Source organism: Saliniradius amylolyticus (assembly GCF_003143555.1).
Classification (GTDB): Bacteria; Pseudomonadota; Gammaproteobacteria; order Enterobacterales; family Alteromonadaceae; genus Saliniradius; species Saliniradius amylolyticus.
This window is the reverse complement of sequence record NZ_CP029347.1, coordinates 1-22473: the sequence shown is the minus strand read 5'-3', so window position 1 is coordinate 22473 and position 22473 is coordinate 1. Positions and strand designations below refer to the sequence as shown.

General features: G+C 51.1%; 19 protein-coding genes and 1 tRNA gene. 10 read left to right on the top strand and 10 right to left on the bottom strand.

Going from position 1 to position 22473, the window contains the following annotated elements; translation table 11 throughout:
• Nucleotides 1-33 precede the first annotated feature (33 nt).
• Nucleotides 34-1413: a Trk system potassium transporter TrkA gene (gene trkA, locus HMF8227_RS00100; RefSeq protein WP_109338240.1), complete on the top strand. Its 1380-nt coding sequence runs from the start codon at nt 34-36 to the stop codon at nt 1411-1413.
• 121 nt (nt 1414-1534) lie between these two features.
• Complete coding sequence (locus HMF8227_RS00095; protein ID WP_109338239.1) at nt 1535-2116, top strand: DUF2452 domain-containing protein; 582 nt, start codon at nt 1535-1537, stop codon at nt 2114-2116.
• A 42-nt stretch (nt 2117-2158) separates the two neighbouring features.
• On the opposite strand, the gene HMF8227_RS00090 is transcribed toward HMF8227_RS00095, so the two are convergent.
• From HMF8227_RS00090 to elbB, 4 genes are all read right to left on the bottom strand, one after another.
• A tRNA-Leu gene (locus tag HMF8227_RS00090) sits at nt 2159-2245 on the bottom strand.
• 103 nt (nt 2246-2348) lie between these two features.
• Nucleotides 2349-3800 (bottom strand): TrkH family potassium uptake protein, encoded by a 1452-nt coding sequence (locus tag HMF8227_RS00085; RefSeq protein WP_109338238.1) that lies wholly within the window; start codon nt 3798-3800, stop codon nt 2349-2351.
• Nucleotides 3801-3902: 102 nt separating this feature from the next.
• A complete protein-coding gene (locus HMF8227_RS00080) occupies nt 3903-4544 on the bottom strand; it encodes a helix-turn-helix transcriptional regulator (RefSeq protein WP_109338237.1) in 642 nt (213 codons plus the stop codon).
• The gene (gene elbB / locus HMF8227_RS00075) at nt 4537-5193 is read right to left on the bottom strand and encodes an isoprenoid biosynthesis glyoxalase ElbB (RefSeq protein WP_109338236.1); all 657 of its coding nucleotides are present in this window, start codon (nt 5191-5193) and stop codon (nt 4537-4539) included. Before elbB ends, HMF8227_RS00080 begins: the two co-directional genes overlap by 8 nt.
• Nucleotides 5194-5587: 394 nt before the next feature.
• Here elbB and polA point away from each other — a divergent pair, with 394 nt between their 5' ends.
• Nucleotides 5588-8332 (top strand): DNA polymerase I, encoded by a 2745-nt coding sequence (polA, locus tag HMF8227_RS00070; RefSeq protein WP_109338235.1) that lies wholly within the window; start codon nt 5588-5590, stop codon nt 8330-8332.
• Between the two features lie 367 nt (nt 8333-8699).
• Here the strand turns inward: polA and yihA are convergent, their stop codons facing one another.
• Nucleotides 8700-9320 (bottom strand): ribosome biogenesis GTP-binding protein YihA/YsxC, encoded by a 621-nt coding sequence (yihA, locus tag HMF8227_RS00065; protein ID WP_109338234.1) that lies wholly within the window; start codon nt 9318-9320, stop codon nt 8700-8702.
• A gap of 193 nt (nt 9321-9513) precedes the next feature.
• On the opposite strand from yihA, the gene HMF8227_RS00060 reads away from it, so the two are divergent.
• The 4 genes from HMF8227_RS00060 (at nt 9514) to HMF8227_RS00045 (ending at nt 12092) form a co-directional block, all read left to right on the top strand.
• Nucleotides 9514-10131, top strand: a complete 618-nt coding sequence (locus HMF8227_RS00060; protein WP_109338233.1) for a c-type cytochrome — start codon at nt 9514-9516, stop codon at nt 10129-10131.
• 353 nt (nt 10132-10484) lie between these two features.
• Nucleotides 10485-11117, top strand: coding sequence for a class I SAM-dependent methyltransferase (locus HMF8227_RS00055; protein ID WP_109338232.1), 633 nt, complete (start codon nt 10485-10487; stop codon nt 11115-11117).
• Nucleotides 11118-11138: 21 nt separating this feature from the next.
• Entirely contained in the window at nt 11139-11648 is a 510-nt protein-coding gene (gene yihI / locus HMF8227_RS00050) for a Der GTPase-activating protein YihI (RefSeq protein ID WP_162558424.1), read from the top strand.
• A gap of 3 nt (nt 11649-11651) precedes the next feature.
• Nucleotides 11652-12092 carry a DUF2489 domain-containing protein gene (locus HMF8227_RS00045; RefSeq protein ID WP_109338230.1) on the top strand — a complete coding sequence of 147 codons (441 nt, stop codon included), beginning with the start codon at nt 11652-11654 and terminating at the stop codon, nt 12090-12092.
• On the opposite strand, the gene HMF8227_RS00040 is transcribed toward HMF8227_RS00045, so the two are convergent.
• Entirely contained in the window at nt 12080-12676 is a 597-nt protein-coding gene (locus HMF8227_RS00040; protein ID WP_109340959.1) for a DNA-3-methyladenine glycosylase I, read from the bottom strand. The two genes, HMF8227_RS00045 and HMF8227_RS00040, sit on opposite strands and share 13 nt — an antisense overlap.
• Before the next feature lie 104 nt (nt 12677-12780).
• On the opposite strand from HMF8227_RS00040, the gene glyQ reads away from it, so the two are divergent.
• The 3 genes from glyQ (at nt 12781) to HMF8227_RS00025 (ending at nt 16292) form a co-directional block, all read left to right on the top strand.
• Nucleotides 12781-13689 carry a glycine--tRNA ligase subunit alpha gene (gene glyQ / locus HMF8227_RS00035; RefSeq protein ID WP_109338229.1) on the top strand — a complete coding sequence of 303 codons (909 nt, stop codon included), beginning with the start codon at nt 12781-12783 and terminating at the stop codon, nt 13687-13689.
• Entirely contained in the window at nt 13689-15758 is a 2070-nt protein-coding gene (glyS, locus tag HMF8227_RS00030) for a glycine--tRNA ligase subunit beta (RefSeq protein ID WP_109338228.1), read from the top strand. Before glyQ ends, glyS begins: the two co-directional genes overlap by 1 nt.
• A 99-nt stretch (nt 15759-15857) precedes the next feature.
• A complete protein-coding gene (locus tag HMF8227_RS00025; protein ID WP_109338227.1) occupies nt 15858-16292 on the top strand; it encodes an early set domain-containing protein in 435 nt (144 codons plus the stop codon).
• Between the two features lie 104 nt (nt 16293-16396).
• Here HMF8227_RS00025 and gyrB read toward each other — a convergent pair whose 3' ends face one another.
• From gyrB to dnaA, 4 genes are read right to left on the bottom strand one after another with little or no spacing between them, the layout of a single operon-like run.
• Nucleotides 16397-18817 carry a DNA topoisomerase (ATP-hydrolyzing) subunit B gene (gene gyrB / locus HMF8227_RS00020; RefSeq protein WP_109338226.1) on the bottom strand — a complete coding sequence of 807 codons (2421 nt, stop codon included), beginning with the start codon at nt 18815-18817 and terminating at the stop codon, nt 16397-16399.
• The gene (gene recF, locus HMF8227_RS00015) at nt 18818-19924 is read right to left on the bottom strand and encodes a DNA replication/repair protein RecF (protein ID WP_109338225.1); all 1107 of its coding nucleotides are present in this window, start codon (nt 19922-19924) and stop codon (nt 18818-18820) included.
• A 28-nt stretch (nt 19925-19952) separates the two neighbouring features.
• Nucleotides 19953-21056 carry a DNA polymerase III subunit beta gene (gene dnaN / locus HMF8227_RS00010; RefSeq protein WP_109338224.1) on the bottom strand — a complete coding sequence of 368 codons (1104 nt, stop codon included), beginning with the start codon at nt 21054-21056 and terminating at the stop codon, nt 19953-19955.
• A gap of 19 nt (nt 21057-21075) precedes the next feature.
• Nucleotides 21076-22473, bottom strand: a complete 1398-nt coding sequence (gene dnaA, locus HMF8227_RS00005) for a chromosomal replication initiator protein DnaA (protein ID WP_109338223.1) — start codon at nt 22471-22473, stop codon at nt 21076-21078.

Sequence of the window (22473 nt, the reverse complement as noted above, 5' to 3'; positions counted from 1 at the left end):
CACGCTCAAACAACAACACAATAACAGCAAGCCATGAAGATCATTATCGTGGGTGCCGGACAGGTAGGCGGAACGCTGGCCGAGAATCTGGTTGGCGAGAAAAACGAAATCACCGTTATCGACTCCGACGGCCAAAAGCTTCGAAGCCTGCAAGATCGTTTGGATCTGCAGGTTATTACCGGCCTGGGGTCACACCCGGATACCTTACTTCAGGCCGGGGCGGAAGATGCAGACATGATCATCGCAGTCACCAACAGTGACGAGAGCAACATGATGTCCTGTCAGGTGGCCCATACCCTGTATAAGACGCCTACTAAAATCGCGCGCATTCGGTCTGAACAATACTTGCTGTACCAAGACGAACTTTTCAAGCACTCGGACATTCCGGTCAATCATCTGATCGCTCCCGAACAGTTAGTCACCCGTTCAATCAAGCGCCTGATTGACTATCCCGGAGCTCTGCAAGTGGTGGAGTTCGCCCAGGGCAAGGTCAGTCTGGTTGCCGTTAAGGCCTATTACGGAGGCTTGCTGGTGGGCCACGCGCTGTCCGCCTTAAAGGAACATATGCCCAATGTTGAGACCCGGGTCGCGGCCATCTACCGCCGCGGACGCCCCATTCGTCCTCTGGGTACCACAGTTATCGAAGCCGATGACGAGGTGTTTTTTATCGCCGCTACCAAGCACATCCGCGCGGTAATGAGTGAGCTGCAAAAGCTGGAAGCCTCCTATAAACGCATTATGATTGCCGGCGGCGGTCTGGTGGGCGCTGGACTGGCCAAGCAGCTCGAAGAAAAACACAATGTGAAGCTAGTGGAGTTTAACCACGAGCGGGCTCAACAGCTCTCCACCGAGCTTAAAAAGACCATTGTCTTTCGCGGCGATGCCTCTGACCATGAACTGCTCACCGAAGAGCATATCGAAGACATCGATGTATTTATTGCCGTCACCAACGATGACGAGGCCAATATCATGGCGGCCATGTTGGCCAAACGGCTGGGCGCTCAGAAAACCATGGTGCTGATCCAGCGCAGTGCCTATGTAGACTTAGTACAAGGGGGCGAAATCGATATCGCCATTTCGCCTCAACAAGCCACTATCTCGGCGCTGCTGACCCATGTCCGCCGCGGTGACGTAGTGAATGTTCACTCACTTCGAAGAGGCGCTGCTGAAGCTATTGAAGCAATCGCTCATGGTGATGAGAACACCTCCAAAGTCGTGGGCCGAACCATCAGCGAGATCAAGCTCCCTCCAGGCACAACCATTGGTGCCGTAGTGCGCAACGAAGAGGTGATCATCGCCCACAGTGATACACAGATCGAAGCCGATGACCATGTAATCCTGTTCCTGGTCGATAAGAAGTTTATTGGTGACGTGGAACGCCTGTTCCAGCCCAGCGCCTTCTTCTTTGGTTAGTCTCGGTTTGTCTTCCCAACCCGCCTGGGTAGAAAGGTAAATAACGCCCGTAGTGATCTTCGTGACTTGCCATCGGGTAAACAGCCTTTAATTCATACTCTGGCTGGCTATCATAAAGGCTATGGCAAAGAAGAACCCCAACCCTCAAGGCAAGGGCCTGACGCCCGTGGTACAACAGCGTCAGGAGCTGCTGGCAAGCGCTATACCGGATAAGTCCGCCTCACAAATCCTAACCGACTACGCCATTTCATTGTTGGTATTGTCGGCGCGTTTTCAATTCAAACCCAGCCCCGGGCAAACCTATACGCTCTATTTAAAACAATACAATTTGGGGCTGAGTTTGATAGAGCCGGAGGCCTGGCCTGAGTCAATGGGCAAACCGATTGCCCGCTGTCAGCTTAATAACGATATGACCTGGCACATAGGCGGGACACTGTTCGATCCTAAAGATAAGAGCGTGGTGCGGATACTAGATAGCTTTTTAAAAGGCTTTGAAGAGCGACTCTCAGCCAGTCAAAGCTTGGAGCAGGGTCTGCCTTACTTTGCCGGGCATCTGCCCTTCTACCCACGCTTATTTGCCAATGTCATGGCGAAGTCGTTGGAGCAAAGTCTTCAGCAGTCTAACTTAGTCGGACGCAATCAGCATTATTGGCTGACGCAACTGGATTCCAGTAAGCTTCTTACAACGACAATTGAAAAATAGTCGCGATATTGGAATATGAAAAACAAGGGAGATAAGAAGAGATGGTGCCCAGGGGCGGACTTGAACCGCCACGGCCGTGAGGCCACTAGCACCTGAAGCTAGCGTGTCTACCAATTTCACCACCTGGGCATCTGAGGCGCGAAATTTACCGGCCTGACGGGGTATTGTCAACAAAATATCGCGCTTTTTTACAAAAAGCCGCGCAGATGTCTAAAAGACCAGCAATTTGGTATTAGCTTCGCCAGAATGTCGGCGAGAATAACACCAACAGGGAGAATACTTCCAAACGGCCAAACAACATGGCTACCACCAACAGCCACTTGCCGGGGTCGGTGACATCGGCAAAATTGGCGGCCACAGCACCCAGCCCCGGCCCCAAATTGTTTAAGCATGCGGCGGTAGCAGAAAAGGCGGTTAAGTCATCCATTCCCGTGCCTACCAGGGCAATCATGATAACAATAAACACCACCGTATAGGCCGAGAAAAAGCCCCATACCGCTTCCACGACCCTATCGGGCAGGGCTCGCTGGCCTAATTTAACCGCATAGACCGCCTTGGGGTGAATTAAACGATCCACCTCCCGTTTGCCCTGCAAATACAAAAGCAATACACGCACCACTTTCAGGCCTCCGCCGGTTGAACTGGCGCACCCCCCGATAAAGCTGGCAAACAATAACAGGATAGGTAAAAACACCGGCCAGTCTGCAAAGGCGTCGGTGGCAAAGCCCGCAGTTGTGCTGATGGACACGGCATGGAACAGCGCCTGATCGAAGGTTTGCTCTACACTGGCGTACCATTGGTGAGCGGTAAGCACGGCAAAACACAATGCCACCAGCACCGCCTGGATAAAGAAAAACGCCCTGAGTTCGGGGTCATTTAAGTATGACTTAATGCTTCGATTATTCACCGCATGGTAGTGCAGCGCAAAGTTCAGAGAGGAGATCCATAAGAAGATCACACACACCGTGTTAATGGCGCTACTGTCAAAGTGACCGATGCTGGCGTCATAGGTGGAAAAACCACCGATAGCGACTGTCGAGAAGGCATGGCAAATGGCATCGAACCACCCCATTCCGGCTATCCGATAAGCGACGGTGCAGGCAGAGGTCAGAGTCAAATAGATATACCACAGGTGTTTAGCTGTATCGGCAATTCTGGGCGTCATCTTGGAGTCTTTCACCGGGCCGGGAATTTCAGCCCGATACAACTGCATTCCCCCCACCCCAAGAATTGGCAGAATCGCCACCGCCAACACGATGATTCCCATACCCCCTAGCCATTGGAGTTGCTGACGATAAAACTGTACCGCTTTAGGCAAATACTCGATGCCCTCGATCACCGTGGCTCCTGTGGTTGTCAGCCCGGAGAAAGCTTCGAAAAAGGCATCAGTAAAGCTCATTTGGGGCTGTTCCATCAGCACAAAGGGTAAAGCCCCGAAGCTGGCGAGTACGGTCCAGAACAATGCCACAATAACAAAACCTTCCTTCGCCCTGAGCTCCCGCCGATGAGAGCGATTCGGGTACCAGGCCAGCAAACCGGTCCCCAGGCTCAGAAAAAATGCCAATAAGAACGGTAATCCGCCGCCATCCTGATAGATCAACGACACCAGGGCAGGCGGAGCCATGGTCACACTGAACAAAGCCACCAATAGCCCCAGAATCCGAATTATGGTGCGATACTGCATAGGAAAGCGGGCATCCTTATTGTTGTTTTATACCGACTAACACTCCAGTCGGCGGCATTGAGTTAGGCGCATTATGATACAGGCCCGATGAATTGACCACTGTCAGCGCCCATCAGAGATCGGCTCGATGCGATAACAGCAGCGGCGCTGCCCTTTCAGGATATGTTCATCCCGGCGAATGTTCACCTCTGGTCCCAGGCAAGCCTGAAACAGAGCCAATTCAGAATCGCAAAGCTGCTGGCAGTGACTGGCAGCAGCACAAATGGGGCAATGGTTTTCAATAAACACATAACCAGCCTCAGCTTGATGCCACTCCGCCATGTAGCCCTCTTGTGTGCGTAAAGTGGCCAGTGTCTGCAACTGTTGCTCCAGCGAATCCTGACCTTTCAGGGCTTGTAAGTAGTGCTGCCGCATCTGTTGTTCGCGGTTTTTCAGCAATGCCACCAACCCCTGCTCTCCGTACAAGTCCTTAGCAGAGTCGAGCAGGCTTAAAGTCAGCGAACTGTGCGTATCCGGAAACCGCTCGGACGCCTTCGGTGTTAAACTCCAATACTGAGCAGGACGGCCTACTTTCTCAGCCTTATTACGGCTCGTGACGTACTCGTTTTGCTGCAACTGCAACAAGTGCTGACGCGCGCCCATCGGGGTCATCCCCAACGCATCGGCGAGTTGGCGAGCCGTCTGCTCGCCGCCTGTTTTCAGCAGGTAAAGAATCTTATCGCTGTTGGTCTGACTATCAGCCACGAGCCAGGTCCACTACCTTATCCACCAACTTGTCTATACCTGTGGCAGCCTCAATGATGCGCTCAGCCAACATGTACGCCGGAGTGGTCACCACTTTATTTACCTCATCCACGACGATGTTTTCCACGTCACACTCTATATGCTCTACGCCCATTTGGGTCAGTCCTTCAGCCGTATCCTTGTCATGCCCTATCGTGCCCTTCACTCCTTTGCCGTAGACCTGTGCCAAAAGCGCCGGGGCAATACACATATAGCCTGCCGCCTTGCCAGCCTGCGCGAAATCACGACACTTACCCAGCACCTGAGCATTGACCTCGCAATCGGCGCCTCTCACAGCGAAATCGCACAAATTCTTAGCGACGCCGAAACCTCCGGGTATCAGAAGAAAGTCGAACTGCTCCGCATCAAGCTGCTCCAGTGGTTTAACCTCACCACGGGTAATGCGGGCGGATTCCACCAGCACATTGCGGCTCTCCGGCATTTCCTCTCCGGTGAGGTGATTAACGACATGATGCTGTTCAATATCCGGTGCAAAGCACTGATATTGAACTTCTTTGCGTTCAAGGGCTAATAAGGTCAGAACCGACTCGTTAATTTCGGCCCCGTCAAACACACCACATCCGCTTAAAATTATCGCCGCTTTTTGCATTCTGTCCTCCAACTCGCTGTAACGCTTACTTATGCTTTTTACTTTTTATTAACATAGCGTTTTGTTCTAAGAATCCACACAATCTTCACTTTCCATCGACACAAGTTATGGTAGAGTAGCTTCCCTCTCGGGCCAAGTGCAATTCTTACCCAGAGAGTTATCCACAAGGAATAACAACAATAATACCGACGGATGGCTTACCCTCTTATTTATCCATAAGCCGCAGTATCCAAGAAATCTAACGCTATGAGACCGTCCTGGCGGAGCATTACTGTGCCTGCTCAAAAAACAGTCTTGCACAGACTTATCCACAAGCACCGTTTCAGCACGCACATGGCTCTGAGCGCCCCCTTGTGGCATCCTATGCGCCATCATCCTGACAAGATTTCCGATTATGACTCAAGTAATGGATAAACCCCTGATCCTGGTCGATGGCTCGTCATATTTATTTCGCGCCTACCATGCCATGCCTAACCTGACCAATAAGGACGGAGAGCCCACCGGTGCCGTCTATGGCGTAGTTAATATGCTCCGTTCTCTGATCAAAGAGTACCAGCCCAGTCATATGGCCGTGGTATTTGACGCCAAGGGCAAAACGTTTCGGGATGACATCTACAGCGAGTATAAGGCCCATCGCCCACCGATGCCCGATGACTTGCGCCAACAAATCGAGCCCCTACACAATATTGTACAGGCCATGGGCCTGCCGATGCTGGTGATAGATGGTGTTGAAGCGGATGACGTCATCGGGACTCTGGCCCGGCAAGCGAGTGAGCAAGGACTTGCCACCCTGATCAGTACCGGCGATAAAGACCTTGCCCAATTAGTGGACGAACATGTCACTCTCATCAACACCATGACCAATACCAAGCTCGACCGGCAAGGAGTGATCGATAAATTCGGCATCCCACCAGAATTGGTGATCGACTATCTGGCCCTTAAAGGTGACTCTTCGGATAACATTCCCGGTGTTGCAGGCGTAGGAGACAAAAGTGCTCTGGCCATGCTAAATGGTATTGGAGGTCTGGATAAAATCTACGCCAATCTTGATGCCATTGCCTCGCTGGAATTTCGTGGCGCTAAGAGTATGGCGAAAAAGATGCAGGACAACGAAGACAACGCCCGATTGTCCTACGAGCTTGCCACCATTAAGACCGACGTAAATCTGCCCCAACCTCCCATTGAGCTGCTGATCCAGGACGCCGACCACGACCAATTGGTCGACCTGTTTCAGGCTATGGACTTCAAACGTTGGCTTGAGGAGGCGAAAGACAATGGTGGTACCGCCCCAGAACTTGTCGCTGCGGAACAAAGCCAGACCATCGGCCAGGACCAGTATCACACTATTCTCACGGAAGAAAACTGGCAGCACTGGCTGGAACGCTTACAGCAAGCCAGCCTGTTCGCTTTCGACATCGAAACCACCAGCCTGAATTACATGAACGCTCAAATCGTCGGTTTTAGCTTTGCGATCGCCGAAGGTGAAGCGGCCTATCTGCCTCTGGGCCACGACTATAATGACGCCCCCGAACAGCTTGACCTGAAAGAGGTGCTTGAGCAGTTTAAGCCCCTTTTGGAAGATCCTAAGGCGCTTAAAGTGGGCCAGCACCTCAAATACGATAAGAATGTCTTGCGTCAGTATGGTGTTGAGCTAAACGGCATCGCCTTCGACACCATGCTGGAGTCTTATGTGCTGAATAGCACCAGCGGCCGTCATGATATGGACAGCCTGGCCGAGCGGTATCTGGATCACAAGACCATCCATTTTGAGGACATTGCCGGTAAAGGGGCCAAGCAGCTTACTTTTAATCAGATTCCGCTGGAGCAAGCCGCTCCTTACGCGGCTGAAGACGCCGATGTTACCCTGCGCCTGCACAACAAGCTCTGGCCTCAACTCGCCGAAATTAAAGAGCTGCAACAGGTACTGACCGAAATAGAGGTTCCCCTTGCATCGGTACTGTCTAAGATGGAAACCACCGGTGTACTCATCGACAGCCAGAAGCTGAGCCAGCAAAGTCAGGATGTGGCCAAGCGCATCATGGAAGTGGAGCAATCGGTGTATGAGGAAGCGGGCCGAGAATTTAACCTGGGCTCAACCAAGCAGTTACAGCAGGTGTTGTTTGAGGATATGGACTTGCCAGTCGTCAAGAAAACCCCCAAAGGGGCCCCTTCTACCTCCGAAGACGTCTTACAGCAACTGGCCAACAGTTACAGTTTGCCCAGCAAGATCATGGAATATCGCGGCCTGACCAAACTAAAAAACACCTATCTGGACAAGCTGCCCAAGATGATCCACCACCGTACCGGACGGGTGCATACGTCCTATCACCAGGCTGTCGCAGCCACGGGACGACTGTCCTCAACCGAGCCTAATCTGCAGAATATTCCTATCCGTACCGAAGAGGGCCGCCGGGTGCGCCAGGCTTTTATCGCCGAACCCGGCTGTAAAATCGTAGCGGCCGACTATTCTCAGATAGAACTTCGCATCATGGCACACCTATCCGGTGACAAAGGTCTGTTACAGGCTTTTAAAGATAATCAGGACATTCACCGTGCTACAGCTTCTGAAGTGTTCGGAGTAGAACTGGATAAGGTCAGTGCCGAGCAACGTCGAAGTGCCAAGGCGATTAACTTCGGTTTGATCTACGGTATGTCCGCCTATGGGTTATCGCAACAGCTCAATATTTCCCGTGCCGATGCTCAAAAGTACATGAATCTTTATTTCGAACGCTATCCCGGCGTATTGGCTTATATGGAGCGCACCCGCGAACAAGCCAAAGAGCAAGGCTATGTCTCCACGGTGTTTGGTCGCCGTCTGTATTTGCCAGAAATCAACAGCCGTAACGGTGCCCGCCGTAAAGGCGCGGAGCGCGCAGCCATCAATGCCCCCATGCAGGGCACCGCCGCCGATATCATCAAAAAGGCCATGTTGGATGTGGCCCACTGGGTCGATCATGAGGTGAACGATGAGGTGCGTATGATCATGCAGGTGCATGATGAGTTGGTTTTTGAAATAAAAGAACAGAACCTATCGCCCTGTTGCGAACGTATAAAAGACCTGATGCAGAACGCTGTAGAGCTTGATGTCCCTCTTATTGTGGAGGCTGGAGTGGGTGATAACTGGGATCAGGCGCACTAACTTTATGTAATTAAATTACAAAAAACGCTTGATTTCTGAGTCCGAAACGCTACTATTAGTCGCGTAGGGTACAGAGGTAAGATGTTCTATCTTTCAGACCTTTGCTTTAGCCCCGGCAGTTTGCCGGGGTTTTTTTATGCCTACAGCGATATAAACGACATTGCCTGCCCTTTGCCACGAAGAAAACTAATTACAGAAAAGAAATTAAGTTTCTTTTGAACTTCTCCGTACTGGCCGCGTCTCAATTAACGGTTTATTTGTGTGTGTCCCGTGATGGCCCTGCAGTCTGATACATTGCAGGGCCTTTTCTTTGTGGAGGTACAGTGTTTAAGGCTGTAGGGGGCTGGCAGGTGGTCTTACGACAAGCTTAGTCTGACGTTGACTCCTGATTGCTGATATAACCGAACCACTGGTCCATTATCTGCTCCACCTCATTCATGCCAATGCCAGTAAGCGCCGAAAAGGCATGCACGGTCACATCGCCGTTAAAAGCAATAGCTGCTTCTCTGGCCATCAATAGCTGCGCCTTGCGCTTACCACTTTTTAGCTTATCCGCCTTAGTCAATAGAGCCAGCACGGGAATCTCGCTGTCGACAGCCCATTGGATGACCTGTTGGTCCAGGTCTTTAAAAGGGTGCCGGATATCCATCAGTACCACGATGCCCTTAAGACTCTCCCGGTAATTAAGGTACTCGGTTAACGAGCGCTGCCATTTCAACTTAACCTGTTCGGGCACCTTGGCAAAGCCATAGCCCGGCAAGTCGATCAGCCGACGCTGCTCATCCAGTTCAAACACGTTGATGAGCTGAGTGCGGCCCGGCGTTTTACTGGTCCGCGCTAAGTTTTTTTGTCGTGTTAAGCGATTCAAAGCACTGGATTTGCCCGCGTTGGAGCGACCAGCAAAAGCAATTTCAGTACCGGCGTCCCTGCCAAGGTGACGGATGTCCGGGGCGCTCAAAACAAAGTGGGCTTGGCTATAACGGCTCACTGCATACTCCGCAGATGGTTGAAGGTTAACGAGCCTCATAGTGTATCATTGCTGGATTGAAAGTACGGAATAATGCCGAATTAACAATAAAACCCCGCCTTTAACGGGGAAAATATTTTACTCAGGCGCTAATTGTGTAAAATACGACAAAGTATTTGATGCCAGCTAACGAAAGCGCAACGAGATCGAAGTTATGAAAAGAATATGTTTGATGCTTTGCCTGACATTCGCCCTGCCCACTCTGGCCCAAGGCGATGCCGAAGCAGGTAAGACCAAGTCCCAGACCTGTGCCGCCTGTCATGGCCCCGACGGTAACAGCGCCGTCGACATGTACCCCAAGCTGGCCGGTCAGCACTATGATTATCTGTTAAAACAATTGCGCGAGTTTAAGCTGGGTGCCCAGACCAATGGCGATGAAGGCCGTTATGACCCGGTGATGTCCAGTCAGGCCATGCCGCTATCCGAGCAGGATATGCACGATCTAGCGGCATTCTATGCTTCACAGGAACCGATGCAGGGCAGCACGCCGGAAGACGTTATCGCTCAGGGTGAAGCTCTGTACCGCGGTGGTGACACCGAGCGTAAGGTAACCGCTTGTATTGCTTGCCACGGCCCTCGCGGCGACGGCATGGGCCTGGCGAATTTCCCCGATATCAGTGGCCAACACAGCACTTACCTGAAGGCTCAGCTGGAAAAATTCCGTTCTGGCGACCGTAACAACGACCACAATGGCATGATGCGCGACATCGCCATGAAACTGACCGACGAGGACATTGAAATCCTGTCAAAATACATCAGCGGTCTTTACTGATTCACAAGGCGGTTTACGAGCCGCCTTTTTTGTGTCCAAAGCCGGAACACAAAAAAAGTACAAAAAATATCTTGTAAAGATATTGTAAAAAAATTTAAAGCCGGTAAGCTTTGGGACACTTTGATGCAGCGCAACTAAAAATAATAACGCATGCCGCATCACAAGAAGAATAAAGTGTCAGGATGACCAATAATAATAACAACGACTTCGTTAACAATAATAAAAAGTGAAGGCCTTCCGAGAGGAAGGAGTAACGTCCGGGAAAGACGATAATGGGAGAAGTGTCGCTCGGCACTTGGTTAAATGAAAGGCGATAGGTAGACTATCGCCTTTTCTTTATGCCCGAATAGAACATGCAGTGCCCCCTGTGCCGCTCAAACAATTATCAGCATTATCACAGCGACCCGCGTCGGGACTATTATCAGTGCCAGTCTTGCCAACTGGTGTACGTACCCGATGAGCAACGCCTTGATGCACACGCCGAGAAAGCTGAATATGATCTGCACAATAACCAGCCTGATGACCCTGGCTATCGTCGCTTTCTGAGTCGCATTACCGTCCCAGTCTGCCAGCGAGTCACACCCGCCAGCCGCGGGCTGGACTTCGGTAGCGGCCCTTGTCCGGTTCTGGCCATGATGCTAACTGAGCAAGGGTTTGACATGACGTGCTATGATCCTTTCTATGCGCCAGAGACTCAGGCACTCAAGCGGCGCTACGATTTTATTACCAGCACCGAGGTGGTGGAGCATTTATTTGAACCCGGCAAGGAGCTGGCCCGGTTACTGGATTGCCTGAGGCCGAGAGGACAACTGTTTATTATGACCAAGAGGGTGATCGATCATAGCCGGTTTCAACATTGGCATTATAAGAACGATCCTACCCATGTGTGTTTTTTCAGCGATGCTAGCTTCCACTGGTTTGCCGAAAGACACCAACTACAACTTAGCCTGTTGGGTCCGGATGTGGTCGTCCTGACACGCCCTTAACCCTAAGCGGAGATCGATAACGTGAGCAAAACCCGTCTATCCAAAGAGTACAAAAGAAAACATCGCCAGCCTGCTCCCAAGGGAAAACTGAGCCAGACCAGCTCCGGCAAGACCAAACACCCCAAAGGACGCCCCGCAGGCAAGCGTAATGCCCCTGAGTCTGGCGCAAAGCCATCAGGCTCTGCCAAGACTAAGGCTGATCCGAGACTTGGCAGTAAAAAGCCGATCCCGCTTAATCCGACGCCTGAGCCGAAGGCAGAAGCCCCCGCTCGTTTTTACAGCCCCAAAGAAGAACTGGCCGCCATCGAAAACGACCAGCGTCTTGAGCAGCTATTGGATAAAGAAGAACAGGGTCAAAGTCTGGCCGCCGATGAACAGGCCTACATGGACAAGCAACTGCAAAGGCATGCAAAACTTTGTCAACTGCTGGGCATTGATCTGGAAGCCGAAGAAGACAGTAACGATAAGAACGATGAAGATCTGCTCGATAAGCTGGACCCGCGCCACCTGGATGACTTTAAGCCTGAGTAACTTATGCTAATCACCATTTTGATCACCAGCGCTGCTCTGATCGTGTTGGGGCTGGGCTTTTATGCTGGCAAATTGTTATGTCAGCTGCGCCATCAACAACAGCAGCGGCAACAAGCCGAGGAAAAGCGTAAGGCCTATGTGCATCAGAGTATTCAGACTATTGCTAAAGCGGTAGAGCAGCAACAGTGCGGTCTGTCCGAGGCCAGCATTCGCCTGTGCGTGCTGCTCGACAACCTGCCCGACCGTGAGGAGCAGGATTATGCCCGGCAGTTCCCCGCCCTGCACGACCTCTATGATCGAATAAAACATATGCCAACCCACGATGCCTGGAAGGCTTTACCTAAAAAAGAACGCCGGAAAATGGAGTTACAGCAAGGCCAGTTCGAGGCCGAACTGGAAACCGCTATTTTGAAGGAAGCCGAGCAACTGCGTCAGCGCTTCTGACTTTCTTTATGGCCCAGGGCACGAACAGCCTCATAACAATGACAGTCGGTGGTATGGTCGTTAACCATCCCCACCGCCTGCATAAAGGCATAGCAGATGGTACTCCCTACAAAGCTAAAGCCTCGCTTTTTTAAGGCCTTGGCCATGGCATCCGACTCAGGCGTACTCACCGGAACCTGCTCAAAAGATGCCCACTGATTCTGCACCGGACTTCCTCCCACAAAGCCCCACAGGAAATCGGCAAAGCCCTCACCCTGCTGCCGCATAGCAATATAAGACTTAGCATTCTTTATTATTGACTTTATCTTTAATCGATTGCGAACAATACCCGGATTAGTCATCAGACGTTCAACATCGGCCTCGGTCATGGCCGCGACCTTGTCTGGGTCAAAGTTATAAAACGCCGCTTCGTAGTTAGCCTGCTTCTTTAAGATGGTGATCCAGCTTAATCCCGCCTGTTGTCCATCCAGGCATAACTTGGCAAACAACTGCTGACTATCGTATTCAGGGCGTCCCCATACGTTGTCATGGTAGTGTTGATAAACGGGGTCATCGCTGACCCACCCGCAACGTGTTAACGACACCATAAACCGCTCCGTTCCAACAAAAGAAAGTTAAATTTAGCCTACATTCAAAAGCGCTCAAAAGGTATACTTGGCGGCATTTTTCAGACCATTAAGCAAGCCATATGCAGAAGTTCGATATTAATACCTTCCAGGGGCTGATCCTGGCGCTTCAGGATTACTGGGCACGCCAGGGCTGTGTCATTATCCAGCCGCTGGATATGGAAGTCGGTGCCGGTACCTTTCACCCTATGACGTTCCTGAAGTCCATTGGCCCTGAACCTATTAACAGTGCCTATGTTCAGCCTTGCCGCCGCCCTACTGACGGTCGCTACGGCGAAAACCCGAATCGACTGCAACACTATTATCAGTTTCAGGTTATGCTTAAGCCCTCCCCGGACAATATTCAGGAGCTGTATTTGGGCTCACTGAAAGAGTTGGGCTTCGATCCCCTGGTGCACGACATTCGCTTTGTGGAAGATAACTGGGAATCCCCTACACTGGGCGCCTGGGGCCTGGGTTGGGAAGTCTGGCTTAACGGCATGGAAGTGACCCAGTTTACCTACTTCCAGCAGGCAGGTGGCCTGGAGTGCGCACCGGTAACTGGCGAGATCACCTATGGTCTTGAACGTCTGGCCATGTACATCCAGGGTGTCGACAGCATCTACGATCTGGTTTGGACCGACGGTCCCATGGGTAAGGTCACCTATGGCGATGTATTCCATCAAAACGAGGTGGAGCAGTCAGCCTATAATTTTGAGCACGCCGATGTAGACGCCCTGTTTCGTCAGTTTGATCAGTGTGAAAAAGACAGCCAGTATCTGATTGAACAAGGCCTGGCGCTGCCCGCCTATGAGCAGGTCATGAAAGCCTCTCATGCCTTCAATATGCTCGACGCACGCCATGCCATTTCCGTCACCGAGCGTCAGCGCTATATCCTGCGGGTACGCACCCTGGCCAAAGCCGTGGCCCAGCGTTATTACGAATCGCGCGAAGCTCTTGGATTTCCCCTGTGCCAAAAGGAGAGCCGTTAATGCACACAGAGTCATTACTTATTGAAATTGGCACCGAGGAGTTGCCACCTAAGGCACTGCAGAGCCTGTCCATCGCCTTTGCCGATGGAATAGAGGCAGGCCTCGAGAAAGCAGAACTTTCATTCTCTAAATTAGATACCTTTGCCGCCCCACGTCGATTGGGTGTGTTGGTTTCTGACTTATCCGCTCAGCAAGCCGACAAGGTGGTGGAAAAGCGCGGCCCCGCGATTAGTGCCGCCTTCGACGGAACCGGTGAGCCTACTAAGGCCGCCCTGGGATGGGCAAGGGGTCAGGGGATCGAACTGGACGATGCTCAACGTCTCAAAACCGATAAAGGTGAATGGTTACTGCATAAGGCCGAGGTGAAAGGCCAAGCCCTGGACGCCCTATTGCCAGAGATTGTCTCTGCCGCACTCAATGGCTTACCTATTCCCAAGCCGATGCGCTGGGGAAGCAGCCAGACTCAGTTTATTCGTCCGGTTCATACGGTGACCCTGCTTTACGGAGCAAAAGTTATCGATGCACAAATCTTAGGCATTAACTCAGGCCGCAATATCAATGGCCATCGCTTCCATAGCTCTGGAGCTATCGAGTTAGCCCACGCCAATGATTATCAGGAGGCGCTGCATAAGGCCTATGTTATCGCCGATTTTGATCAGCGTAAGGCCCGCATTCGACAGCAACTTGAAGACGCGGCCAAACATCAGCAAGCCGTCGTTGATATGGACGATGATTTACTGAATGAAGTCACTGCTCTGGTCGAGTGGCCTGAGGTACTGGTAGCGTCTTTTGACCAACGCTTTTTGGATGTCCCCAAAGAAGCGCTCATCTACACCATGAAGGATGACCAGAAGTACTTCCCGCTGCTGAGCCAAGACGGTCAGTTACTACCTCGTTTTGCCTTTGTGGCTAATATCGACAGTAAAGATCCCCAGCAGGTCATCAAGGGTAACGAGCGGGTGATCCGTCCCCGCCTGGCCGATGCCGAGTTTTTCTTTAACACCGACCGCAAACAGAGTCTCGAGTCCCGGCTGGACTCACTGGGTTCTGTACTGTTCCAGAAGCAGTTAGGAACACTCGCCGATAAATCTAAGCGCATTGCCGAGCTGGCTGCGTTTGTTGCTTCTCAGCTCGAGGTCAACCAGGCCTACGCTCATCGTGCCGGGTTACTCAGTAAGACTGACCTGATGACCCAGATGGTCATGGAATTCCCCGACGTCCAGGGAGTTATGGGCATGCACTACGCCCGCTTTGATGGTGAGCCTGAGGTGGTGGCCAAGGCGCTGTTTGAACAGTATCTGCCCCGCTTTTCCGGCGATATCCTGCCAAGTGAACCAGAAAGCGCGGCGGTAGCGATTGCCGATAAAGTGGACACACTGGTGGGCATTTTTGGTATTGGTCAGTCGCCTAAAGGCGATAAAGATCCCTTTGCTCTGCGTCGCGCGGCCATCGGACTGATCCGCATTATGGTTGAGGGCCAGTATCAGCTGGACTTGTTGCCACTGCTGGAAAAGGCCACAACCCTGTTCGGCGACAAACTCACCGCTAAGGAAACGGAAAAGCAAGTACTGGACTTTGTACTGGGCCGCTTCCGCGCCTGGTATCAGGAGCAAGGCGTAGATGCTAACACCGTGCAGGCGGTGCTAGAACGTCGCCCCACCAGTCCGGTGGATTTCGACGCCCGCATTCAGGCTGTTAAGGCTTTCCGTTCACTGGAAGCCGCCGAATCATTGGCAGCAGCCAATAAGCGCGTGGCCAATATTCTGGCCAAGAGCGAAGTAAATATTGACGAACTTAACGTCGACCACGCCTTGCTTAGCGAGGCAGCTGAAACTCAGCTAGCTGAACAGGTCAGTCAGGCTGCCGTCGATGTTAATACAGCGGTAGCGGAATTAGATTATAAAACCGCTCTTTACCGCCTGTCCGAGTTGCGGGATACCGTGGATGCTTTCTTCGATAGCGTGATGGTAATGCATGACGATCCGGCCATTCGTACCAATCGACTGGCAATACTGGGACAGTTGCGCCAATTGTTCCTTAAAGTGGCCGACATATCGGTGCTTAACTAAGAGCCCTTTACCGGGCTAGTGCTTTCATTACCAGCCCGGGGTTGCTATAAGGGTATTGGGTCGCCCCCATTAAAAACATCTCTAAAGGTTAGAAGTATTATGAAATACGCTTTTATCTCATCCACCATAGCGCTGGCTACGCTGTTAGCCGGTTGCTCCGTAACTAGGGACATACTTCCTCAGCAGTCCGTCCCGGAAGATCTGTACCTACGGGGAGTGTTTAACTGGTGGGAAGCCGATGAAGCGTATAGATTGAGCGCCTCTGACAAGGCGATATTCAGCACCACCGCCGAGCTGATCGCCGACGGACAGCCTTACGATTTTCGTTTTGCCGACAAAGATTGGTCACCGGGCGCGAACTGCGGGTACGAGAACGCCACTGATCAGAGCATTTCTTTGAACCAGGTAGTCATCGCCGACTGTGATAGCGAGAATAATCATTTTCAATTTACCCCCCCAAAAACCGATACTTACCGTTTCAGTATCGATTTTTCTGAGCCGAGTCAGCCCAAGGTGACAGTCACTAAGGCTTAGACAACCCGTTTTTAAAGGAGAATTAGTTTTCTCTAAGTAATAAAAAAGCCATCCGCACGGATGGCTTTTTTTACGGCATGATTTAACGCCAGAGCAGATTGTCACTACACATCGAGGTTCGCCACATTAAGCGCGTTTTGTTCGATAAAGGCGCGACGAGGTTCGACCTGGTCACCCATCAGCGTGGTGAACAGTTGGTCGGCACCGATGGCGTCTTCGATGGTCACCTGCAGCATACGGCGGCTGTCTGGGTCCATGGTGGTTTCCCAAAGCTGCTCTGGGTTCATCTCACCCAGTCCCTTATAACGCTGCACGTAAATGCCGCGCTTAGACTCATTCAACAACCATTCCAATGCCTCTTCAAAGTATTGGATTTCGTGTTTCTTCTCGCCTCGGGCCACATAGCCACCAGGCTCGATCATATTGTTGATTTGCTCATTAAGGGCGCGAATGCGCTTATATTCCGTCGACTCGACAAAGTCGTGGTCAATGCGGTATTCGGTATCGATACCATGCTGGCGTACCACGATAGCGATGTACCAGGCATTACGTTCTTCGTCGGCACGCACTTCATACTTGTACAGCGCGCCGTCGGCTTCTTTCTCTTCTATGGCAGCCACGAAATCCTTAGCAAAGGCATCCAGCTTACCCTTATCATTTAAATCGCTGGGTTGAAGGCGGTCACTGTAAACCAAACGGGTCAGGATCGAATAAGGCATCATGCGACTGATACGGTCGATCATTTCCATAGTGGTCTGGTACTGCTTCACGATAGCTTCTAATGCTGTGCCGGAAATCGCCGGAGCATCAGCATTCACATATAAGGCAGCGTTATCCAGGGCCATCGAGGTCAGATAAGCGGTCAAAGCAGGCTCATCCTTAATATAGTGCTCCTGTTTACCTTTTTTCACCTTGTACAACGGCGGCTGGGCAATATAAACGTGACCCCGTTCGATGATTTCCGGCATTTGACGATAAAAGAAGGTCAACAGCAGTGTGCGGATATGCGAGCCATCTACGTCAGCATCGGTCATGATGATGATTTCGTGATAGCGCAACTTGTCGGGATCATACTCGTCACGACCAATACCGCACCCCAAAGCCGTTATCATGGTGGCCACTTCCTGAGAGGAAAGCATCTTGTCGAAGCGTGCCTTTTCTACGTTCAGGATCTTACCCTTGAGCGGTAGAATGGCTTGGTTACGTCGATTTCGTCCCTGCTTTGCGGAACCGCCGGCAGAGTCACCCTCCACAATATAGAGTTCAGAAAGCGCAGGGTCTTTTTCCTGGCAGTCGGCCAGTTTACCAGGCAACCCTGCCAGGTCTAAGGCACCCTTGCGTCGGGTCATTTCCCGTGCTTTCCGGGCCGCCTCACGGGCTCTGGCAGCATCGATGATCTTCCCCGCAATAATCTTGGCTTCGTTAGGATTCTCTAGCAGGTAGTCCCCTAGCTTCTCGCCCATGGTGGTTTCAACGGCCGACTTCACCTCTGAAGACACCAGTTTATCTTTAGTCTGAGATGAGAACTTCGGATCCGGTACCTTGACCGATATAACGGCGGTCAGTCCCTCACGGGCGTCATCACCGCTGGTATTGGTCTTGGCTTTCTTATTCAGCCCTTCATGTTCAATGTAATTGTTCAGGGTTCGGGTCAACGCACCTCGGAAACCCGCCAGATGGGTACCACCATCCCGCTGCGGAATGTTGTTGGTGAAGCAGAAGATATTCTCCTGGAAACTGTCATTCCACTGCATGGATACTTCCACGCTGATACCATCTTCCCGCTCAGTCGCGAAGTGGAACACCTTGTCGTGAATGGGCGTTTTTTTATCATTAAGGTATTCAACGAAGGCTTGAATTCCACCCTCGTATTTAAAGTGATCACGCTTTCCGTCGCGTTCGTCCTGAAGAATAATGGATACACCAGAGTTTAAGAAAGACAACTCTCGTAAACGCTTAGCCAGAATATCGTAATGGAATTCCGTATTACTGAATGTCTCATCCGAAGGCCAGAAACGAAGTTGGGTGCCAGACTCATCCGTCTTACCCACTGCAGCCAGAGGAGACTGCGGCACACCATGCTGATACTCCTGCTCAAAGATCTCACCGTTTCGCTTAATGCGCAGTACCAGCTTCTCTGAAAGCGCATTAACCACAGAAACACCCACACCGTGCAAGCCCCCAGATACCTTATAAGAGTTATCGTCGAACTTGCCGCCCGCGTGCAGCACCGTCATTATTACCTCTGCTGCAGATACTCCCTCTTCTTCGTGAATCTCCGTTGGAATACCACGGCCATCGTCCCGAACGGATACCGAGCCATCGTTATGGATAGTCACTTCAATATCGGCACAGTGACCGGCTAAGGCTTCATCGATGGAGTTATCTACAACCTCAAACACCATATGGTGAAGACCCGTGCCGTCATCGGTATCGCCGATATACATACCGGGTCTCTTTCTCACCGCATCCAGTCCTTTTAGGACCTTGATGCTGGACGAGTCGTAATTCTGCTCTTCTGACATTTACTTTAACTCCTCTTTCACCTGGCCATGTTCCACGTGAAACACTTTTTTATCTTTATAATCGTCCATAAACGCAACCTGCTGTTGCTCTATGGCTGTAACAAAAACCTGTGCAGATGATGCCAGCAACTTCGTGAGAAACTTCTCACGCATGGCAGCATCCAACTCAGCCCCGATGTCATCTAATAGAAACAAAGACTGTCGGCCCTGGACCCGATGCAAATACTCGGATTCAGACAACAATAACGCGGCAACCAGCATACGAGCCTGCCCACGAGAAAGCCTCTCTGCGGCTAACACACCCTCTGTTTTTATTCTTAAATCAGCCTTGTGGGGACCACTATGGGTAAAGCCGAGCCGTTGGTCTCGCTCAAAGTTTTGCTGTAAAACCGCCGCTAATGAACGACCTTTTTCCCATCCCCTATGATACGAAATTTCGAAGCAAAAATCCGTTAGAAATTGCTTTAGATTATCATTGATATAGGGTTGTAACGCCGATACTAGCGCCTCTCTGAGATCATTGAGCTGCTCACCGTAACGAACCATCTGTTGGGTCCAGTAGTCGCTACCATCTGCCTTTAATTCTGATGAGTTTTGCTTAAGCAATGCGTTCCTGTGTTTCAATGTTTTTTGATAGCAAGCACTCACACTATGGAACGACTGTTCCACGTGGAACAGTGCCCAATCTAAGAATCGACGACGACCCCCAGGGCCACCTGAAACAATATCGGCACTTTGCGGTGTGAACAGCTGAACGGGTAGATGTCGCACTAACTCAGACACGCGCTGTAAGGTTTCGCCATTACGCCGAATCTGAACGTTTCCTTTTCGGTCACGCTGGTAACCCAACTTAATAACACTCTCATCATCAGGCTGATCAGACGTGATCTGGCAGAAAACGACGAAGGCCTCTTCGCCGTGCTGAATCGCATGGTCATGACGGTGGGTACGAAAAGAGCGGCCGAATCCAAGATAGTGAATGGCTTCGACCAGCGATGATTTGCCGCTACCATTGGCACCGTAGATCACGTTTAAGGAGGTGGACGGATGCAGGCTTACATCCGTCAAATTCCGAAACTGCTTTATCTGGACGTGGTCCAGTTTCATAAAAGGGCGGGGAACAAATTCAATGAGACTACAAGCGCATTGGCATCACTACATAGAGTGCCGCGTCATCGGCTCCATCTTCTATCAAAGCACTGGAGTTGGAGTCGGACAGGGAAATTTTTACCGTGTCGGAGACCAAGGCATTCAGTACGTCAATCAAATAAGCCACGTTAAAGCCAATTTCCAGCTCATCACCCTGGTAGTCCACATCGACCAGCTCTTCTGCTTCTTCCTGCTCTGGGTTGTTGGCAGTGATCTTCAATTCACCACTGGCCAGATTGAGCCTGACACCACGAAACTTCTCGTTAGAAAGAATGGCAGCACGGGTAAATGCCTGCTTCAGAGACTCGTTTGTGGCCTCTACCAACTTATCACCATCCTTAGGTAATACTCGTCGGTAATCCGGGAAACGGCCGTCCACCAGTTTGCTGGTAAATATAAACTCGTTTGAGAAGATGCGAATATGATTAGCACCGATTTGAATCTTTAGCGGCTTATCTTCGTTCTCTATCAACCGGGAGATCTCCAGTACGCCCTTTCTCGGGACGATGACCTGGCGCTCAGGCAAACCACCCTGCTCATAGTTAAGCCGACACATAGCCAGACGATGCCCATCGGTAGCGACGGAGCGAATCACATTGTCCTCTGTCTCGAAAGACATACCATTAAGGTAGTAACGCACATCCTGCTGAGCCATTGAGAAGTGGGTCGTGTCGATCAGCTTTTTCATATCCGATTGGGTGATTTCAAATTCCACTTCACCCTGCCAGTCTTCCAGGTTTGGATAATCACTGGCAGACAGCGTCGAAAGAGAATACTTACTGCGTCCGCACTTGAGAATGGCTTTACTGCCATCGATGGTAAACTGAATATCGCTGTTACCGGTAAACCCTTTACAGATATCCAGCAACTTCTTGGCAGGTACCGTGATTTCACCTTCCTCAAAGTCCCCGGTCAAGCTCACATTAGAAATCAGCTCTACCTCTAAATCCGTACCTGTCAGCCATAGTTTGCCCTCACTGACCTTAATGAGCACATTAGATAAAATGGGTAAGGTATGACGACGCTCAACGGCACCGGCGACCAATTGAAGTGGTTGTAAAAAGTTTTCCCTGCTGATGGTAAATTTCATGAGCGACTCGTCTTTATTTTTATGATGACAGTGTGCGAATCAGATTTTGATAATCTTCTTTTATATCGTGACTCTCTTCACGCAATTGCGCAACCTTTCGGCAAGCATGCAATACGGTTGTATGGTCCCTTCCGCCGAAGGCATCGCCAATCTCCGGTAAACTATGGTTGGTCAGTTCCTTTGCCAGAGACATGGCCAATTGTCTGGGTCTGGCCACACTGCGACTGCGTCGCTTAGACAAAATATCCGCCACCTTGATTTTATAATACTCGGCAACCGTTTTTTGTATATTGTCTATAGTAACCAGTTTTTCCTGCAACGCCAGCAGATCCCGCAAGGCTTCACGAACAAAATCGATGGTAATGGGACGGCCAGTGAAGTTAGCATTGGCGATCACCCTATTCAGCGCGCCTTCCAGTTCACGCACATTGGAACGCAACCGCTTAGCGATGAAGAACGCTACTTCATCAGGAAGATGGATACGGTTTTCTGTTGCCTTACGCATTAAAATCGCCACCCGGGTTTCCAGCTCTGGTGGCTCGATGGCAATCGTCAGTCCCCAACCAAAACGTGATTTCAGTCGATCCTCAACACCGTCGATTTCTTTTGGGTAGCGATCCGACGTCAAAATAATCTGTTGATTCCCCTCCAACAAGGCATTAAACGTGTGAAAGAACTCTTCCTGGGAACGATCCTTCTTTGCAAAAAACTGAATGTCATCGATCAACAACGCATCCACAGAGCGGTAATAACGTTTGAACTCCTCGATGGCATTATTTTGCAGCGCCTTAACCATATCCTGCACAAACCGCTCAGAGTGCATGTAAACCACTTTAGCATCGGGCTTTTTATCCATCAGCCCATTGCCTACGGCGTGTAACAAATGGGTCTTACCCAGGCCGGTTCCCCCATAAATAAACAAGGGGTTGTACGCGCCCCCTGGGTTGTCTGCCACCTGGCTGGCGGCCGCCCGAGCGAGCTGGTTGGACTTACCTTCGACAAAGTTCTCAAATCGGTAGGTGCGATTAATGTTGCTCTTATGATCCGCCGGCGCATTGACGACTGGCCCTTGAGGCGAAGAATTCTGTTGTTGGCGTGGCACAAATGACGGCGCCACCCTACTCCCGTTAGCCTGGCCAGTAGCCTGATGAGTCGAAGGCCTGGGAATCGCCGCCGCTGGCGTGCCGGACACTTCAAACCGGAGGCTGGGAGCCTGTCCATCACAAATATCAACACATAATTCATTGATTCTATTGATGTACTTATCCCGTACCCAATCGAGAACGAAACGATTCGGTGCCAGCAGAGTCAGAGTTTGCTCATCTTGCTGAGCCTGCAGCGGTCTTATCCACATGCTGAACTGCTGTGTTGGCAACTCCTGTTGCAACCGTCTAAGACACTGCTCCCACAAAGCCAT

What these genes read in the sequence shown, in the direction of transcription:
- trkA (WP_109338240.1), top strand. Translation starts at nt 34, where the DNA reads ATGAAGATCATTATCGTGGGTGCCGGACAGGTAGGCGGAACGCTGGCC.
- HMF8227_RS00095 (WP_109338239.1), top strand. Translation starts at nt 1,535, where the DNA reads ATGGCAAAGAAGAACCCCAACCCTCAAGGCAAGGGCCTGACGCCCGTG.
- HMF8227_RS00085 (WP_109338238.1), bottom strand. Translation starts at nt 3,800, where the DNA reads ATGCAGTATCGCACCATAATTCGGATTCTGGGGCTATTGGTGGCTTTG.
- elbB (WP_109338236.1), bottom strand. Translation starts at nt 5,193, where the DNA reads ATGCAAAAAGCGGCGATAATTTTAAGCGGATGTGGTGTGTTTGACGGG.
- polA (WP_109338235.1), top strand. Translation starts at nt 5,588, where the DNA reads ATGACTCAAGTAATGGATAAACCCCTGATCCTGGTCGATGGCTCGTCA.
- HMF8227_RS00060 (WP_109338233.1), top strand. Translation starts at nt 9,514, where the DNA reads ATGAAAAGAATATGTTTGATGCTTTGCCTGACATTCGCCCTGCCCACT.
- HMF8227_RS00055 (WP_109338232.1), top strand. Translation starts at nt 10,485, where the DNA reads ATGCAGTGCCCCCTGTGCCGCTCAAACAATTATCAGCATTATCACAGC.
- HMF8227_RS00045 (WP_109338230.1), top strand. Translation starts at nt 11,652, where the DNA reads ATGCTAATCACCATTTTGATCACCAGCGCTGCTCTGATCGTGTTGGGG.
- glyQ (WP_109338229.1), top strand. Translation starts at nt 12,781, where the DNA reads ATGCAGAAGTTCGATATTAATACCTTCCAGGGGCTGATCCTGGCGCTT.
- glyS (WP_109338228.1), top strand. Translation starts at nt 13,689, where the DNA reads ATGCACACAGAGTCATTACTTATTGAAATTGGCACCGAGGAGTTGCCA.
- HMF8227_RS00025 (WP_109338227.1), top strand. Translation starts at nt 15,858, where the DNA reads ATGAAATACGCTTTTATCTCATCCACCATAGCGCTGGCTACGCTGTTA.
- gyrB (WP_109338226.1), bottom strand. Translation starts at nt 18,817, where the DNA reads ATGTCAGAAGAGCAGAATTACGACTCGTCCAGCATCAAGGTCCTAAAA.
- recF (WP_109338225.1), bottom strand. Translation starts at nt 19,924, where the DNA reads ATGAAACTGGACCACGTCCAGATAAAGCAGTTTCGGAATTTGACGGAT.
- dnaN (WP_109338224.1), bottom strand. Translation starts at nt 21,056, where the DNA reads ATGAAATTTACCATCAGCAGGGAAAACTTTTTACAACCACTTCAATTG.
- dnaA (WP_109338223.1), bottom strand. Translation starts at nt 22,473, where the DNA reads ATGGCTTTGTGGGAGCAGTGTCTTAGACGGTTGCAACAGGAGTTGCCA.